The organism is Burkholderia arboris, from assembly GCF_038723655.1.
Classification (GTDB): domain Bacteria; phylum Pseudomonadota; class Gammaproteobacteria; order Burkholderiales; family Burkholderiaceae; genus Burkholderia; species Burkholderia arboris.
The window spans coordinates 991,082-1,007,458 of the sequence record NZ_CP109821.1 but is presented as its reverse complement, the minus strand read 5'-3'; the positions used below and the strand labels follow the sequence as shown (position 1 = coordinate 1,007,458).

The window sequence follows — 16,377 nt, the reverse complement described above, 5'->3', positions numbered from 1 at the left end:
CCCAGCATGCGCGGCCGTTGCACCGCGCGACACTATCGCCGCGATTGAAACTCTCGTTCGGCAACGCAGCAACGGGACCTTTATAATGCGCGTCTGATACCCATCTATGACGGCATCCCGGTCACTCCGGATCGTACGGCGAGCCCTACCCCGCCCGCCGCGGCCGCCTTTTACGGATTCGCACATGTCCACGCCCAAACACGCCAAAGTCCTGATTCTCGGTTCCGGCCCCGCCGGCTACACGGCTGCCGTCTATGCAGCACGCGCCAACCTGTCCCCGGTGCTGATCACCGGCATCGCACAGGGCGGCCAGCTGATGACCACGACCGATGTCGAAAACTGGCCGGCTGACGCAAAAGGCGTGCAGGGTCCGGAGCTGATGGCACGCTTCCTCGAGCACGCCGAGCGCTTCAACACCGAAATCGTCTTCGACCATATCCACACGGCGAAGCTGCACGAGCAGCCGATCCGCCTGATCGGCGACTCGGGCGAATACACGTGCGACTCGCTGATCATTGCGACCGGCGCGTCGGCCCAGTATCTCGGCCTGCCGTCCGAAGAACTGTTCATGGGCAAGGGCGTGTCGGCCTGCGCGACCTGCGACGGCTTCTTCTATCGCGGCCAGGAAGTCGCGGTGATCGGCGGCGGCAACACGGCCGTCGAGGAAGCGCTCTACCTGACGGGCATCGCGAAGAAGGTCACGGTGATCCATCGCCGCGACAAGTTCCGCGCGGAACCGATCCTGATCGACCGCCTGCTGGAGAAGGAAAAGGAAGGCGTCGTCGACATCAAGTGGGATCACGTGCTCGACGAAGTGACGGGCGAGGATTCGGGCGTCACGGGCCTGCGCATCAAGAACGTGAAGACCGGCACGACGGAAGACCTCGCGGTGCAGGGCGTGTTCGTCGCGATCGGCCACAAGCCGAACACCGACCTGTTCCAGGGCCAGCTCGAGATGAAGGACGGCTACATCCTGACGAAGAGCGGCCTGCACGGCAACGCGACGTCGACGAGCGTCGCCGGCGTGTTCGCTGCAGGCGACGTGCAGGACAACGTGTATCGCCAGGCGATCACGAGCGCAGGCACGGGCTGCATGGCCGCACTCGACGCGCAACGCTACCTCGAAAGCCTGCACGACAAGAAGTAAGCCGCGAGCCTTGCCGCGCCGGGCGCTACAATGGCGTCCGCTGCCGCGAAGCGGGCTCGACCGGAAAGCCGCTGCCGCCGTGCAGCGGCTTTTTTTTGCCCGCGCGCCCGAACGCGCCTGCCCTGCTACCGAATCATGGCGAAGAACCAGCCCCATCCGAGCGATCCCGCGAAGCGGAAGATCGCTGCCCGTCCCGCGAACCCCGCGCCGGCCGCCCCGCCGCCCGCGCCCGATCCGGCCGCGTTGCGCGGCCAGGGCCTCGCGGGCCTCGGCGCGTTGCGCAAGTCGCTGCAAGGCGAAGCCGACCGCCGCGAACGCGTGCGCGTCGAAACCGCGAAAGCCGAGCGCAAGGCGGAAGCCGACGCGAACCTGTTCCGCAACGAAATCGGCTCGATCCGGCCGCTGAACGCCCCGCCGCGCGCGTCGGCGGGCCGCACGCCGCCGGACCCGGTGCCGAAGCAGACGCAGCGCGACGAGGAAGCCGTGCTGAACGCGACGCTGTCCGACGAATTCGATCCCGAGACGCTGCTCGACAGCGACGACTCGCTGTACTACCACCGCCCCGGCATCAGCCGCGACGTCGTGCGCAAGCTGCGCAGCGGCGCGTGGATCGTGCAGGCGCAGATCGACCTGCACGGAATGCGGCGCGACGAGGCACGCGATGCGCTCGCCGAATTCATCCGCGAAGCCGGCAAGAAGGGGCTGCGCTGCCTGCGCGTGATCCACGGCAAGGGGCTCGGCTCGATCGGCAAGGAGCCCGTGCTGAAAGGCAAGGTGCGCGCGTGGCTCGTGCAGAAGGAAGAAGTGATCGCGTTCTGCGAAGCGCGCGGCAACGACGGCGGTGCCGGCGCGGTGCTCGTGCTGCTGCAGCCGCATGCGGCGCCGGCCGAGCGGGGGCCGCGTGCCGCATCCTAGGCTGACGCTCGCGATCGCGGTATTGGAGGCGATCGCCACGCTGGCCTTCGCGATTTCGGGTTTCATCGAGGCGCGCAAGAACCGCCTCGATTCGGTCGGCACGTTCGTCGTCGCGCTCGCGACCGCGTTCGGCGGCGGCACGCTGCGCGACATCCTGCTCGAGCGCCGGCCGTTCTACTGGGTCGTGCACGACGACTACGTGATCGCGATCTTCGTGCTCGCGCTGTTCGCGCCGTTCGTGCTGCGAATGCTGTCGCGGCTGTCGGCCGAACGGCTGCTGCTGATCGCCGATGCGATCGGGCTCGGCATCTTCAGCATCTCCGGCACGGCGATCGCGCTCGACGCCGAGATGCCGCGCTTCATCGCGGTGATGATGGGCGTGATCACCGGTGTGGTCGGCGGAATCGTCCGCGACGTGCTGTGCAACGACATCCCGCTGATCCTGCGCGATTCGCGGCCGTACGCGACCTGCGCATTCGTCGGCTGCTGGTTCTACCTGCTGCTCGTGTGGCTGCAGTTCGACTCGGTATACAGCGTGCTGCTCGCGACCGGCTTCATCCTCGTCGCGCGGCTCGCGACGTTCAAGTTCGACGTGCGGTTGCCGCACTGATCGCCACGACCGCGGCCACGTCAGCCGCATCGCCGAAACAAAAAAGGGGCCGTTCGACACGGCCCCTTTCTCCAACGCTCGGCGTAACCGCCGCTTTACGCGATCCGCTCTTCCGACGCCGGATCGAACAGCACGGCCTTCGACACGTCGAACAGCAGCGACTGCGTCTGCCCCGGCTGCGGGTTCGCGGCCGGATGCACGCGGCTCACGATCCGCTTGCCGTTCACCTGTGCGAACACGTGCGTGTCCGGCCCGGTCGGCTCGGTCACGTCGACGCGCACGTCGATCGGCTGCAGCTTCGACGCCTCGCCGTGGTGCGCGTTGCGCGCGTCGGTGATGCGCTCCGGGCGCAGCCCGAGGATCACCTCGCGGCCGACGTGGCCGTTCATCCGTTTCGCGTCGAACGGCAGGTTCAGCGCGCTGCGCGCGAGGCCCGTGTCGATCTCGAGCGCGATCCCGCTGCCCTGCTCGACCAGCTTGCCGTTGATGAAGTTCATCGGCGGCGCGCCGATGAAGCCCGCGACGAACAGGTTCGACGGCGAATCGTAGATCTCCTGCGGCGCGCCGAACTGCTGGACTACGCCGTCCTTCATCACCGCGATCCGGTCGCCGAGCGTCATCGCCTCGATCTGGTCGTGCGTCACGTAGACGATCGTCGTGCCGAGGCGCTGGTGCAGCAGCTTGATTTCCGCGCGCATCTCGATGCGCAGCTTCGCGTCGAGGTTCGACAGCGGCTCGTCGAACAGGAACAGCGACGGATCGCGCGCGAGCGCACGGCCCATCGCGACGCGCTGGCGCTGGCCGCCGGACAGCTGGCCCGGCTTGCGGTCGAGCAGGTGCTGGATCTGCAGCATCTGCGACACGCGGTCGACGATCTGCTGCTGCTCGTTCTTCGGCACCTTGCGGATGTTCAGGCCGAACGAGATGTTCTCGCGCACCGTCATCGACGGATACAGCGCGTACGACTGGAACACCATCGCGATGTCGCGATCCTTCGGCGACAGGTCGTTGACGACCTTGCCGTCGATGCAGATCTCGCCGCTCGTGACCGTCTCGAGCCCGGCGATCATGTTGAGCAGCGTCGATTTCCCGCAGCCCGACCCGCCGACCAGGATCAGGAACTGTCCGTCCTCGATCTCGATGTCGACACCCTTCAGGACCGGCACCCCGTTCGGGTAGGTCTTGTACACGTCACGGATGGAAAGGCTTGCCATGCTGTGAATCCTCTGTCTCGTCTCGCGCGGCGCACTCGGGCGCCGCGTCGGGTTCGTTTCGATGCGCCGCGCGTCGTGCGCGGCCGGTTCGTCGTATCGGATAAAGCCGCGCTTACCCCTTCACCGCGCCCGCCGTCAGCCCGCGCACGAAGTAGCGGCCGGCGACGATGTAGACGAGCAGCGTCGGCAGTGCGGCGATGATCGCGCCGGCCATGTCGACGTTGTACTCCTTCACGCCCGTCGACGTGTTGACGAGGTTGTTCAGCGCCACCGTGATCGGCATCGAATCGACGCCGGAGAACACGATCCCGAACAGGAAGTCGTTCCAGATCTGCGTGAATTGCCAGATCAGGCACACCATGAAGATCGGCAGCGACACCGGCAGCAGGATCTTCGTGAAGATCGTGAAGAAGCCCGCGCCGTCGATGCGCGCGGCCTTCACGAGTTCGGCCGGCACGCTCACGTAGAAGTTGCGGAAGAACATCGTCGTGAACGCGATCCCGTACACGACGTGCACGAACACGAGGCCCGGAATCGTGTTGGCGAGGCCCAGCATCCCCTGCAGGCGCGCCATCGGCAGCAGGATCACCTGGAACGGGATGAAGCAGCCGACCAGCATCATCGTGAACAGCGCGTCCGCGCCGCGAAAGCGCCAGTGCGTGAGCACGTAGCCGTTGAACGCGCCGATCAGCGACGAGATCAGCACGGCCGGGATCACCATCTGCAGCGAGTTCAGGAAGAACGGCTTCATCCCGTCGCAGCGCACGCCGGTACAGGCGCCGCTCCACGCCTTCACCCACGGGTCGATGGTCCACGTGGTGGGCGGCGTCAGCAGGTTGCCGGTGCGCAGCTGGTCGAGATCCTTGAACGACGTCGACAGCATCACGTAGATCGGGAACAGGAAATACAGCGCGAACAGGATCAGTGCCGCATAGATCACTGCCCGGCTGATCGTCATCTTAGGCTGCATTGCGGGTGCTCCTCGATTCCATATACATCAGCGGCACCAGCACCGCGACCACGGTCGCGAGCATCATCACCGAGGACGCCGCGCCGAGCCCGAGCTGGCCGCGGTTGAACGAAAACGTGTACATGAACATGGCCGGCAGCGACGACGACGTGCCGGGGCCGCCTGCCGTCAGTGCAACGACGAGGTCGAAGGTCTTGATCGTGATGTGGCAGAGGATCAGCAGCACCGAGAAGAACACCGGGCGCATGCTCGGGATCACGATCTTGCGGTAGATGGTCGGCAGCGTCGCGCCGTCCACCTGCGCGGCCTTGAAGATTTCCGCATCGACACCGCGCAACCCCGCGAGGAACAGCGCCATCACGAAGCCGGTCGACTGCCACACGGCCGCGATCACCACGCAGAAGATCGCCTTGTCCGGATCGTCGAGCCAGCCGAACGAGAAGCTCGTCCAGCCCCAGTCGTGCATCACCTTCTCGAGGCCGAGGCCCGGGTTCAGGATCCACTGCCACGCGGTGCCGGTCACGATGAACGACAGCGCCATCGGGTACAGGAAGATCGCGCGCAGCGCGCCTTCGTTGCGGATTCGCTGGTCGAGCAGGATCGCGAGGAACAGCCCAAGCGAGACGCAGACCACGATGAACGGGATCCCGAACCAGCCGAGGTTCGCGGCGGAGGTCCACCACACGTCGTTCTGGAACAGGTCCGAGTAACGGCCGAAGCCGTCGAATTCGTAGTTCGGCAACAGTCGCGAGTTGGTCAGCGACAGATAGCCGGTAATCAGAATGAAGCCGTAGATGAACACCACGGCGATCGCGACGCTCGGCGCAAGCACGAGCTTCGGGATCCAGCGATCGGCGAAGGCCGACATCGGCGACGTACGCCGTGCGGCGGCAGCGCCGGATCCGTTTCCGCTAAGAGGGGCAGCCACTTGATTCGACTCCTGGAACGAGGGCGACGCAGGCCGGGCCGGCGCCAGGTACGGCACGGGCCCGCGGGCGAGCCCGTTTGCTGCACATGCAAAAACGCCCGGCCGATGAAGCGCTTCCGGCCGGGCGCCTGTCGCGCGTTACTTGACCTTCGCGGCCTTCGCGAGCGCGGCGACCGCGCTCTTCGAATCCTGCTGCGAGTTCATGAACTTCGTCACGACGTCCGTGATCGCGCCGGCGGTCGCGTCGCTTTGCGCCATCCCGTGCGCGAGCGACGGGACGAAGCCGCCCGACTTGATCGCGGTCTGCTCGTCGGCATACGACTTCTTCGCGCAGTCGTCGAACTTGTCCATCTTCACGCCGAGACGCACCGGCACCGAACCCTTCAGCAGGCTGAACTGCTCCTGGAAGTCCGGCGTCATGATCGTCTTCGCGAGCGCGAGCTGGCCCGGCGTCGCCGCCTTCTCGCCCTTCTGCTGGAAGAACACGAACGAATCGACGTTGAACGTGTACGCATTCGCCGTGCCCGGCACCGGTGCGCAGATGTAGTCCTTGCCCGACTTCTTGCCGGCGTTCTCGAACTCGCCCTTCGCCCAGTCGCCCATGAACTGCATGCCGGCCTTGCCGTTGATGACCATCGCGGTCGCGAGGTTCCAGTCGCGGCCGTTACGGCCCGTGTCGAAGTAGCCCTGGATCTTGCGCACCGTGTCGAACACCGACAGCATCTGCGGCGACGTCAGCGTCGCCTGGTCGAGGTCGACCAGCGCCTTCTTGTAGAACGCCGGGCCCTGCGACAGCACGACGTCTTCCCACAGCGTCAGGTCCTGCCACGGCTGGCCGCCCATCGCGACCGGCTGGATGCCCGCGGCCTTCAGCTTGTCGGCCACCGCGAAGAATTCGGGCCAGGTGGTCGGCACCTTCGCGCCGACCTTGTCGAGCGCGGCCTTGTTGATGTACAGCCAGTTCACGCGGTGCACCGAGAACGGTGCGGCGACGGTATGGCCCTTGTACTTGATGATCTTGTCGATTTCCGGCGGCAGGTTCTGCTTCCAGTCGCCGGCGGCGGAATCGATGTTGACGAGCACGCCCTGGTCGGCCCAGTCCTGGATCAGCGGGCCCTTGATCTGCGCGGCCGACGGTGCGTCGCCGCTGATCACCTTGGTCTTCAGTGCCGTCATCGCCGCGGCGCCGGCGCCGCCTGCGACCGCGAAATCCTTCCACACGTAGCCCTGCTTCTGCACGTCGTCCTTCAGCACGCCGACGGCCTTCGACTCGCCACCCGAGGTCCACCAGTGCAGCACGGTTACATTCTCGGCTGCCTGCGCCGCCACGGCGCCAGCCATCAGACCCGCGGCGCAGAGCGCACCCATGATCGAGCGAACTTTCATTACTTATCTCCTCCAGACTGAATCAACTCGTGAGGTTCCCTGACCGGGAACCGGCTTCTTGATAACGACGGGGAAATCGAGCCGCGGGACGCATGCAGCGTACGGGCCGATGACCGGCCGGGCTCTTACAGAAAGCGTGAATCGAGATTCAACGGCGTGTCTCCTCTTTGTGTTTCTGGCCCGCCGCGATGCTGCGACGCGAGCCCGGGGCCGACGGCGCGCTGACGATGCGCGCCGCCAATGTCCGATAACATTCGGCACAAGGCGCTCCCGAAGGCGAAGCTCGCGCAGCTCATCGGCCGCACATCTTTTTTTCTTCGCCCAGGTGCTACCCCTTGCGGCGGATTGTAGTTAAACTACAATTCAGTGTCAAAAATATTTTTATCGCACTACGGATCGCTTCCCAGCACCCCCAACACGGCGGAGACACATGCATACCGATTCCAGCTTTACCTTCGTACTTTTCGGCGGCACCGGCGATCTGTCGATGCGCAAGATCCTGCCCGCGCTATTCGAAGCGCACCGCGCGAACATGCTCGCGGCGAGCGGCCGGATCGTGGCCGTGGCGCGGCACGAATCGGATCGGGCGGCCTATCTCGAATGGGTCGATACGCACGTGAAGCCGCATGCGGCGAAGGCCTCCGGTAAGGCGTTCGACGACGCCGCGTGGAAGTCCTTCCTCGATCGCATCGAGTACGTGAAGCTCGACCTCGGCCGCGCGGAAGACTACGTCGTGCTGCGCGACGCGATCGCGGCGCTGCCCGGCATCCGCGTGTTCTATCTGGCGACGGGTCCGTCGCTGTTCGTGCCGATCTGCAAGGCACTCGCGTCGGTCGGCCTGAACGAAGGCGCGCGCATCGTGCTCGAGAAGCCGCTCGGCTATGACCTGAAATCGTCGAACGCGATCAACGATGCGGTGGGCGAGATCTTCGCGGAAGGCCAGATCTACCGGATCGACCACTACCTCGGCAAGGAGCCGGTGCAGAACCTGCTCGCGCTGCGCTTCGGCAACGCGCTGTTCGAGCCGCTGTGGCGCCGCGAATGGGTCGAGAGCATCCAGATCACGATTGCCGAGGAGCTCGGCGTCGAGGCGCGCGGCGATTTCTACGACAATACCGGCGCGCTGCGCGACATGGTGCAGAACCACCTGTTGCAACTGCTGTCGATCGTCGCGATGGAGCCGCCGCATTCGATGGATTCCGACTCGGTGCGCGACGAGAAGCTGCGCGTGCTGCGCGCGCTGAAACCCGTCGATCCGCGCGATATCGGCAAGGTGGCCGTGCGCGGCCAGTATCATGCGGGCGTGATCAAGGGCGCGCAGGTGCCGGCCTACGCGACCGAGCCGGGCGTGAAGCCCGACAGCCAGACCGAAACCTTCGTCGCACTGAAGGTCGAGATCGAGAACTGGCGCTGGGCCGGCGTGCCGTTCTTCCTGCGCACCGGCAAGCGTCTCGCCGACCGCGTCGCGGAGATCGTCGTCAATTTCCGCCCGGTGCCGCACTCGGCGCTGGGCCCCACTGCGCTGCGCCCCGGCTCGAACCGCCTCGTGATCCGGCTGCAGCCGAACGAGACGATCCGCCTGTACTGCCTCGCGAAGCAGCCCGGCGAAGGGATGAACCTCGCGAGCGTGCACCTCGACCTCGCGTTCGACCAGTTCTTCAAGGAAGGGCAGATGGAGGCGTACCAGCGCCTGCTGCTCGACGTGATCAACGGCCGGCTCGCCCTCTTCGTGCGACGCGACGAACAGGAAGCCGCATGGCGCTGGGTCGAGCCTATCCTGAACGAATGGGCGCGCACGCTGAAGCCGCCGAAGCCGTACGCGGCGGGCACCTGGGGGCCGGCCGCGGCGAGCGCGATGCTCGCGCAGCACGACACCTGCTGGCTCGAAGAAGAAAACTGATGCAAACCGTTGCCGCGCGCGCCACCGTCCGCGGCAACGTGCCCCACGATTCGTACGATTTGAACAGACAAAGCAGTCCGGAGGAGATGTGATCGAGATTCACGCTTTCGACACCCAGGAAGCGCAAAGCGAAGCGCTCGCGCGCGCCGTCGGCGAGGCGCTGCGCGCCGCGCTCGCCGGCCCCGCGCGCCCGACGCTCGCGGTGTCCGGCGGCACGAGCCCGCGCCCGTTCCTGCACACGCTGTCGCACGCGGCGCTCGACTGGGCCGGCGTCGACGTCACGCTGGTCGACGACCGCTGGGTGCCGGAGGACGACGCGGCCAGCAACGCGCAGCTCGTGCGCGACACGCTGCTGCAACACGCGGCGGCCCCTGCCCGCTTCCTGCCGCTCGTCGACACGCGCAGCACGCTCGACGCGCATGTCGCCGCGCTGAACGCGAACGCCGACTACCGCGTGCCGACCATCGCCGTGCTCGGCATGGGCGAAGACGGCCACACCGCGTCGATCTTCGCCGACGCGCCCGAATGGGACCACGCGATCGCGACACAAGCACGTTTCGTCGCCGTCCATCCGGGCGCCGCGCCGCATGCGCGCGTGAGCTATTCGCTCGATGCGCTGAAGCGCGTCGACCGGTTGTTCCTGCTGATCGCGGGCGCTCGCAAGCGCGAGGTGCTCGACGCCGCGGCCGCGTCGCTGCAGAAGAACGCGATTTCCCAACTGGCCAACGACAAGGGGACCCAGCTCGATGTCTACTGGTGCGCAAAGTAAGGCGGTCGTCGCGGGTCAGCATGCCGACGGTCCGCGCCTGCTCGCGGACGTCGGCGGCACCAACGCGCGCTTCGCGCTGGAAACCGGCCCGGGCGAAATCACGCAGATTCGCGTGTATCCCGGCGCCGACTATCCGACGCTCACCGACGCGATCCGCAAGTACCTGAAGGACGTGAAGATCAGCCGCGTGAACCACGCGGCGATCGCAATCGCCAATCCGGTCGACGGCGACCAGGTCACGATGACCAACCACGACTGGAGCTTTTCGATCGAGGCGACGCGCCGTGCGCTCGGCTTCGACACGCTGCTCGTCGTCAACGATTTCACCGCGCTCGCGATGGCGCTGCCGGGCCTGACCGACGCACAGCGCGTGCAGGTCGGCGGCGGCACGCGCCGCCAGAACAGCGTGATCGGGCTGCTCGGGCCCGGCACCGGCCTCGGTGTATCGGGGCTGATTCCGGCCGACGACCGCTGGATCGCGCTCGGCAGCGAAGGCGGCCACGCGTCGTTCGCGCCGCAGGACGAGCGCGAGGACCTGGTGCTGCAGTACGCGCGCAAGAAGTTTCCGCACGTGTCGTTCGAACGCGTGTGCGCGGGCCCCGGCATGGAGATCATCTATCGTGCGCTCGCCGCGCGCGACAAGAAGCGTGTCGCCGCGACCGTCGACACGGTCGAGATCGTCGAGCGCGCGCATGCGGGCGACGCCCTCGCGCTCGAGACGGTCGAATGCTTCTGCGGGATTCTCGGCGCGTTCGCGGGCAGCGTCGCGCTGACGCTCGGCTCGCTCGGCGGCGTGTACATCGGCGGCGGCGTCGCGCTGAAGCTCGGCGAACTGTTCACGCGCTCGTCGTTCCGCGCGCGCTTCGAGGCGAAGGGCCGCTTCACGCACTACCTCGAGAACATCCCGACCTACCTGATCACCGCCGAATACCCGGCGTTCCTCGGCGTGTCGGCGATTCTCGCCGAGCAGTTGTCGAACCGCTCGGGCGGGGCATCGTCGGCCGTGTTCGAACGGATCCGCCAGATGCGCGACGCGCTGACGCCGGCCGAGCGCCGCGTGGCCGATCTCGCGCTGAACCATCCGCGCTCGATCATCAACGACCCGATCGTCGATATCGCGCGCAAGGCCGACGTGAGCCAGCCGACCGTGATCCGCTTCTGCCGTTCGCTCGGCTGCCAGGGGCTGTCGGACTTCAAGCTGAAGCTCGCCACCGGCCTGACCGGCACGATCCCGATGAGCCACAGCCAGGTGCATCTCGGCGACACGGCCACCGACTTCGGCGCGAAGGTGCTCGACAACACGGTGTCCGCGATCCTGCAGTTGCGCGAGCACCTGAATTTCGAGCACGTCGAGAACGCGATCGAGATCCTGAACGGCGCGCGGCGCATCGAGTTTTACGGTCTCGGCAACTCGAACATCGTCGCGCAGGACGCGCACTACAAGTTCTTCCGCTTCGGCATCCCGACGATCGCGTACGGCGACCTGTACATGCAGGCCGCATCGGCCGCGCTGCTCGGCAAGGGTGACGTGATCGTCGCGGTGTCGAAGTCGGGGCGCGCGCCCGAGCTGCTGCGCGTGCTCGACGTCGCGATGCAGGCCGGCGCGAAGGTGATCGCGATCACGTCGAGCAACACGCCGCTCGCGAAGCGCGCAACCGTCGCGCTCGAAACCGACCACATCGAGATGCGCGAGTCGCAACTGTCGATGATCTCGCGGATCCTGCATCTGCTGATGATCGACATCCTCGCGGTTGGCGTCGCGATCCGCCGCGCATCGACGAACGGCGAGGTGCCCGAGGCGGTTGCGCAAGCGAAGGCGCGCGCAAGCGACGACGAAACGGCCGACGTGCTCGACTGGCTGAGCCACGGCGCCTCGCCGGCGGCGAAGGACGTCGCGCGGGACTGAGGCGCGGTGCGGCGTCAGCCGCTTCCTGCGCCTCAAAGAAAAACGCCACCGCGCGCGATGCGCCGGTGGCGTTTTTCTTTGAGTGGCGAGGCTGGCGTTTCAAGCCCCCGCTTTCACCGGCCGGCCGTGCCAGCGCAGCACGAGGTAGCGGCCACCGAAACACAGCACGCCCGACACGCCGATCGTCACGCCCATCGCGAACGGCGTGCCGTCCGCGAGTGCGCCGATCGCGACGCTCGCGAGCGCGCCGAGCGCGAGCTGCATCGCGCCGAACACGGCGGCCGACGCGCCCGCGTTGTGCGGATAGCGGTGCATGAGGTCGGTCGTGCAGTTCGCGGACAGGATCCCGACCACGCCGACGACGAAGAACAGGCACACGACGATCGACCACAGCCCGCCCCACCCGGTCAGCGCGACGAACGCCACCGCGAGCGACGCGATGGCGCTCACGAGCGATGCGGCAGCGATGATGCGCAGCGAGCCGATGCGGCCGACGAGGCGCGTGTTCGCGAAGTTGCCGATCATGATCCCGACGACGTTCAGGCCGAACAGCAGCCCGTAGTGCTGCGGCGATACGTGGAAATACTCGATGTACACGAACGGCGTCGCCGTGATGTACGAGAACATGGCCGCGAACGCCATCCCGCCGCACAGCATGTGCCCCCACGCGACGGGGTCCGACAGGATGCGCCCGTACGACGCGAACGACGCGAGCACGGCCGTGCTCTTGCGCCGCTCCTTCGGCCAGGTTTCGGGCACGCGCAGGTAGGCAGTCGCCGCGCAGATCGCACCGAACACGGCCAGCACGACGAACACGCCGCGCCAGCCCGAAAAGCGCAGGATCTGGCCGCCGATCAGCGGCGCGAGCAGCGGCCCGACCGCGGTGACGATCGCGACCATCGACAGCACCTTCGCCGCGTCGCTCGGCTCATGCGCGTCGCGTGCGATCGCGCGCGCGAGCACCGACGCGGCGCCGGCGCCGAGCGCCTGCAGGAAACGCACGACGATCAGCATGTCGATCGAGCCCGACACGAAGCAGCCGATGCTCGCGAGCGTGAACAGCGCGATGCCGCCGAGCAGCACGGGGCGGCGGCCCCACGTATCGGACAGCGGGCCGTACAGCAGCATGCCGACCGAGAAGCCGGCCATGAAGCTCGTCAGCGTGCGCTGCGCGGCGCCGGGGCTGACGGAAAAGCCGTCGGCGATCGACGGCAGGCTCGGCAGGTACATGTCGGTGGCGATCGGCCCGCAGGCCGCGAGCGCGCCGAGCAACAGGATCAGCCGGGCATCGGGCCGGCGCCGGACGACGTGAGACATGGGTATCCGGAATGGAGCCCGCGCGCATCGGGGCGCGCGTGGCGGTGAAGACGGGAGGCCGCGCCGCAAGCGGTGCGTTCAGGCCCATGATTGTACGCGCAACTTGTTTGCGCGCCTTGGGCCGCGTGCGGCGGCACGCCGCGAAACTCCGGCGCAACGCATGTGCCGCGCGGGATTGCGGGCGGATTCGATTAAGCTTGCGGCTTCCCGCCCTTCTCGTCTGATCAATTCGACGTACGACCGAACCGATGACCGCCTTCCTGCTGATCTGGAGCCCCAAGAAATGGCCGTGGCCCGAGCTGCCCGACGTCGCCGCGCGCGTGAAGGCGGGCGAGGCCGTGCATGACGTGTGGGGCTGCGGCTTCGCGCGCAGCATCCTGCCGGGCGACCGCGTGTTCCTGCACCGCGTCGCGAAGGAGCCCAAGGGCGTGTTCGGCTCCGGCTACGTGACGCGCGCGCCGTACGAGGTGCCCGATCCGTCGACGAAGCGCGGCTACCGGCTGTGCATCGACTTCGTCTACGACTGGCTGGTCGACGCGCACCAGGAGGTCGTGATCGCGCGCAACGCGCTGCGCGTCCACCCGTATTCGGTACAGACCTGGGATGCGCAGACGTCCGGCACGTCGATCAAGCCGATGGTCGAAGGTCCGCTCGAGAAACGCTGGGCCGAGCTGACCGGCAAGCGCAAGCCGCCGCGCTAGCCGGGCCGGGTGCCGGACCGAATCCGGCCCTCGTTTCCGGTCGATGCCGCTCTCCACGCGCCGAAAGGCCGCACAAGCGCTGACGGGCCCGCCGCGCGCGTCTCCGGTACAATCAGACGATCGTTCCGCCCAGGCGCCGCGGCCCGTGCACAGGCCCCCGCGCCCTTCTCTCGCAGGTTTCGCTCATGTCCAACAATCAGATCCTCTTCGAACGCGCCCAGAAGACCATTCCCGGCGGCGTCAACTCGCCGGTGCGCGCATTCCGTTCGGTCGGCGGCACGCCGCGCTTCGTCGCACGCGCGCAAGGCCCGTATTTCTGGGATGCCGACGGCAAGCAGTACATCGACTACATCGGCTCGTGGGGCCCGATGATCGTCGGCCACGTCCATCCGGAAGTGCTGTCGGCCGTGCAGAACGTGCTCGCCGACGGCTTCTCGTTCGGCGCGCCGACCGAAGCCGAGATCGAGATCGCCGAGGAAATCTGCAAGCTCGTGCCGTCGATCGAGCAGGTGCGGATGGTGTCGAGCGGCACCGAGGCCACGATGAGCGCGCTGCGTCTCGCGCGCGGCTTCACGGGCCGCAGCCGCATCGTCAAGTTCGAGGGCTGCTACCACGGCCACGCGGACAGCCTGCTGGTCAAGGCCGGCTCGGGCCTGCTGACGTTCGGCAACCCGACGTCGGCCGGCGTGCCCGCCGACATCGCGAAACACACGACCGTCCTCGAGTACAACAACGTCGCCGCGCTCGAGGAAGCCTTCGGCGCGTTCGGCGACGAGATTGCCGCGGTGATCGTCGAGCCCGTCGCAGGCAACATGAACCTCGTGCGCGGCACGCCCGAATTCCTGAACGCGCTGCGCGCGCTGTGCACGAAGCACGGCGCCGTGCTGATCTTCGACGAAGTGATGTGCGGTTTCCGCGTCGCGCTCGGCGGCGCGCAGGCGTACTACGGGATCACGGCCGACCTCACCTGCCTCGGCAAGGTGATCGGCGGCGGGATGCCGGCCGCTGCATTCGGCGGCCGCCGCGACATCATGGCCCACCTCGCGCCGCTCGGCGGCGTGTATCAGGCCGGCACGCTGTCGGGCAACCCGATCGCGGTCGCCGCGGGCCTGAAGACGCTGCAGCTGATCCAGGCGCCGGGCTTCTACGACGCGCTCACCGCGCAGACGAAGCGGCTCGCCGACGGCCTCGCGGCGGAAGCGCGCGCGGCCGGCGTGCCGTTCGCGGCCGACTCGATCGGCGCGATGTTCGGCCTCTACTTCGCCGAGCGCGTGCCGACCAGCTTCGCGGAAGTCACGAAGAGCGACACCGAGCGCTTCAACCGCTTCTTCCACCTGATGCTCGACGAGGGCGTGTACTTCGCACCGTCGGCCTACGAGGCCGGTTTCGTGTCGAGCACGCACGACGACGCGGTGATCGACGCGACGCTCGCGGCCGCGCGCCGCGCGTTCGCGGCACTCGCCGCCTGATCCGGGGCCGCGCGCATGTTCTCGGATATCGATTTCGCCCACATGGAGCGCGCGCTTGCGCTCGCGGCGCGCGGCATGTACACGACGGCGCCGAATCCGCGCGTCGGCTGCGTGATCGTCAAGGACGGCGACGTGATCGGCGAAGGCTTCACGCAGCCAGCCGGCCAGGATCACGCGGAAGTGCAGGCGCTGAAGGATGCACGCTCGCGCGGCTACGACGTCGCGGGTTCGACCGTCTACGTGACGCTCGAGCCGTGCAGCCATTTCGGCCGCACGCCGCCGTGCGCGAACGCGCTGATCGAAGCGCGCGTCGCGAAGGTCGTCGCCGCGATGGAAGACCCTAACCCGCAGGTGTCGGGGCGCGGCCTCGGGATGCTGCGCGACGCGGGCATCGACGTGCGCTGCGGGCTGCTCGCGCATGAAGCCGGCGAGCTGAACATCGGTTTCGTGTCGCGGATGACGCGCGGCCGCCCGTGGGTGCGGATGAAGACGGCCGCGTCGCTCGACGGCCGCACCGCGCTGCCGTCCGGCGAAAGCCAGTGGATCACCGGCGAGGCCGCGCGCCTCGACGGGCATGCGTGGCGCGCCCGCGCGTGCGCGATCCTCACCGGCATCGGCACCGTGCGCGAGGACAATCCGTTGCTGACGGTGCGCGGCATCGACACGCCGCGCCAGCCGCAACGCATCCTGGTGGACAGCCGCCTCGACCTGCCGCTTGACGCGCGGCTGCTCGAAGGTGCCCCGCTGCTGATCTTCTGCGGACGGCTCGACGCCGGCGGTGAAATGCGTGCGAACGTGCTGAAGTCGCGCGGCGCGGAAATCGTGCCGCTCGCGAATGCGCACGGCAAGGTCGACCTGCCCGCGATGCTGGCGGCACTCGGCGCGCGCGGCGTCAACGAGCTGCACGTCGAGGCCGGCCACAAGCTGAACGGCTCGCTGCTGCGCGAACGGTGCGTCGACGAATTGCTGGTCTACCTCGCACCGAGCCTGCTGGGCGCCGATGCGGCCGGCATGTTCGACCTCGCCGCGCCGGCGAATCTCGATGCTCGCACGCGACTGTCGTTCCACGGGTTCGAGCGGATCGGCGACGACCTGCGGATCCTCGCGCGGTTCACGCCGCCCGACACCCCACACTGAACGGAATC

At 67.5% G+C, this 16,377-nt stretch carries 14 protein-coding genes; 9 read left to right on the top strand and 5 right to left on the bottom strand.

Features of this window, described 5'->3' with window-relative positions; all coding sequences use genetic code 11:
* Positions 1 to 184 precede the first annotated feature (184 nt).
* The 3 genes from trxB to OHZ10_RS04750 all read left to right on the top strand — a co-directional run bounded on the left by trxB (position 185) and on the right by OHZ10_RS04750 (position 2,672).
* Positions 185 to 1,147 (top strand): thioredoxin-disulfide reductase, encoded by a 963-nt coding sequence (trxB, locus tag OHZ10_RS04760; protein WP_340623890.1) that lies wholly within the window; start codon positions 185 to 187, stop codon positions 1,145 to 1,147.
* Between the two features lie 135 nt (positions 1,148 to 1,282).
* On the top strand, positions 1,283 to 2,062 hold the full coding sequence (locus tag OHZ10_RS04755; RefSeq protein WP_340623889.1) for a Smr/MutS family protein: 780 nt from the start codon (positions 1,283 to 1,285) through the stop codon (positions 2,060 to 2,062).
* Positions 2,022 to 2,672 (top strand): trimeric intracellular cation channel family protein, encoded by a 651-nt coding sequence (locus OHZ10_RS04750; protein WP_049030589.1) that lies wholly within the window; start codon positions 2,022 to 2,024, stop codon positions 2,670 to 2,672. Before OHZ10_RS04755 ends, OHZ10_RS04750 begins: the two co-directional genes overlap by 41 nt.
* Before the next feature lie 95 nt (positions 2,673 to 2,767).
* Here OHZ10_RS04750 and OHZ10_RS04745 read toward each other — a convergent pair whose 3' ends face one another.
* From OHZ10_RS04745 to OHZ10_RS04730, 4 genes are all read right to left on the bottom strand, one after another.
* Positions 2,768 to 3,886, bottom strand: coding sequence for an ABC transporter ATP-binding protein (locus OHZ10_RS04745; protein ID WP_059235625.1), 1,119 nt, complete (start codon positions 3,884 to 3,886; stop codon positions 2,768 to 2,770).
* 112 nt (positions 3,887 to 3,998) lie between these two features.
* A complete protein-coding gene (locus OHZ10_RS04740; RefSeq protein WP_043181722.1) occupies positions 3,999 to 4,856 on the bottom strand; it encodes a carbohydrate ABC transporter permease in 858 nt (285 codons plus the stop codon).
* Positions 4,846 to 5,784, bottom strand: coding sequence for a carbohydrate ABC transporter permease (locus OHZ10_RS04735; RefSeq protein WP_174994316.1), 939 nt, complete (start codon positions 5,782 to 5,784; stop codon positions 4,846 to 4,848). The genes OHZ10_RS04740 and OHZ10_RS04735 overlap by 11 nt, the downstream gene beginning before the upstream one ends.
* A gap of 138 nt (positions 5,785 to 5,922) precedes the next feature.
* Complete coding sequence (locus OHZ10_RS04730) at positions 5,923 to 7,170, bottom strand: ABC transporter substrate-binding protein (protein WP_059235629.1); 1,248 nt, start codon at positions 7,168 to 7,170, stop codon at positions 5,923 to 5,925.
* Between the two features lie 430 nt (positions 7,171 to 7,600).
* Here OHZ10_RS04730 and zwf point away from each other — a divergent pair, with 430 nt between their 5' ends.
* The 3 genes from zwf to OHZ10_RS04715 all read left to right on the top strand — a co-directional run bounded on the left by zwf (position 7,601) and on the right by OHZ10_RS04715 (position 11,745).
* Positions 7,601 to 9,070 carry a glucose-6-phosphate dehydrogenase gene (zwf, locus tag OHZ10_RS04725; RefSeq protein ID WP_256085667.1) on the top strand — a complete coding sequence of 490 codons (1,470 nt, stop codon included), beginning with the start codon at positions 7,601 to 7,603 and terminating at the stop codon, positions 9,068 to 9,070.
* 88 nt (positions 9,071 to 9,158) lie between these two features.
* On the top strand, positions 9,159 to 9,839 hold the full coding sequence (pgl, locus tag OHZ10_RS04720) for a 6-phosphogluconolactonase (protein ID WP_059235633.1): 681 nt from the start codon (positions 9,159 to 9,161) through the stop codon (positions 9,837 to 9,839).
* Complete coding sequence (locus OHZ10_RS04715) at positions 9,817 to 11,745, top strand: bifunctional transcriptional regulator/glucokinase (protein ID WP_059235635.1); 1,929 nt, start codon at positions 9,817 to 9,819, stop codon at positions 11,743 to 11,745. The genes pgl and OHZ10_RS04715 overlap by 23 nt, the downstream gene beginning before the upstream one ends.
* A gap of 99 nt (positions 11,746 to 11,844) precedes the next feature.
* Here the strand turns inward: OHZ10_RS04715 and OHZ10_RS04710 are convergent, their stop codons facing one another.
* Entirely contained in the window at positions 11,845 to 13,062 is a 1,218-nt protein-coding gene (locus OHZ10_RS04710; protein ID WP_059235637.1) for a Bcr/CflA family multidrug efflux MFS transporter, read from the bottom strand.
* A gap of 248 nt (positions 13,063 to 13,310) precedes the next feature.
* Here OHZ10_RS04710 and OHZ10_RS04705 point away from each other — a divergent pair, with 248 nt between their 5' ends.
* From OHZ10_RS04705 to ribD, 3 genes are all read left to right on the top strand, one after another.
* A complete protein-coding gene (locus tag OHZ10_RS04705; protein WP_342703793.1) occupies positions 13,311 to 13,763 on the top strand; it encodes a hypothetical protein in 453 nt (150 codons plus the stop codon).
* Between the two features lie 185 nt (positions 13,764 to 13,948).
* Positions 13,949 to 15,232: a glutamate-1-semialdehyde 2,1-aminomutase gene (gene hemL, locus OHZ10_RS04700; protein ID WP_014897811.1), complete on the top strand. Its 1,284-nt coding sequence runs from the start codon at positions 13,949 to 13,951 to the stop codon at positions 15,230 to 15,232.
* Positions 15,233 to 15,247: 15 nt separating this feature from the next.
* Positions 15,248 to 16,369, top strand: a complete 1,122-nt coding sequence (gene ribD, locus OHZ10_RS04695) for a bifunctional diaminohydroxyphosphoribosylaminopyrimidine deaminase/5-amino-6-(5-phosphoribosylamino)uracil reductase RibD (RefSeq protein WP_174994315.1) — start codon at positions 15,248 to 15,250, stop codon at positions 16,367 to 16,369.
* Positions 16,370 to 16,377: the final 8 nt, after the last annotated feature.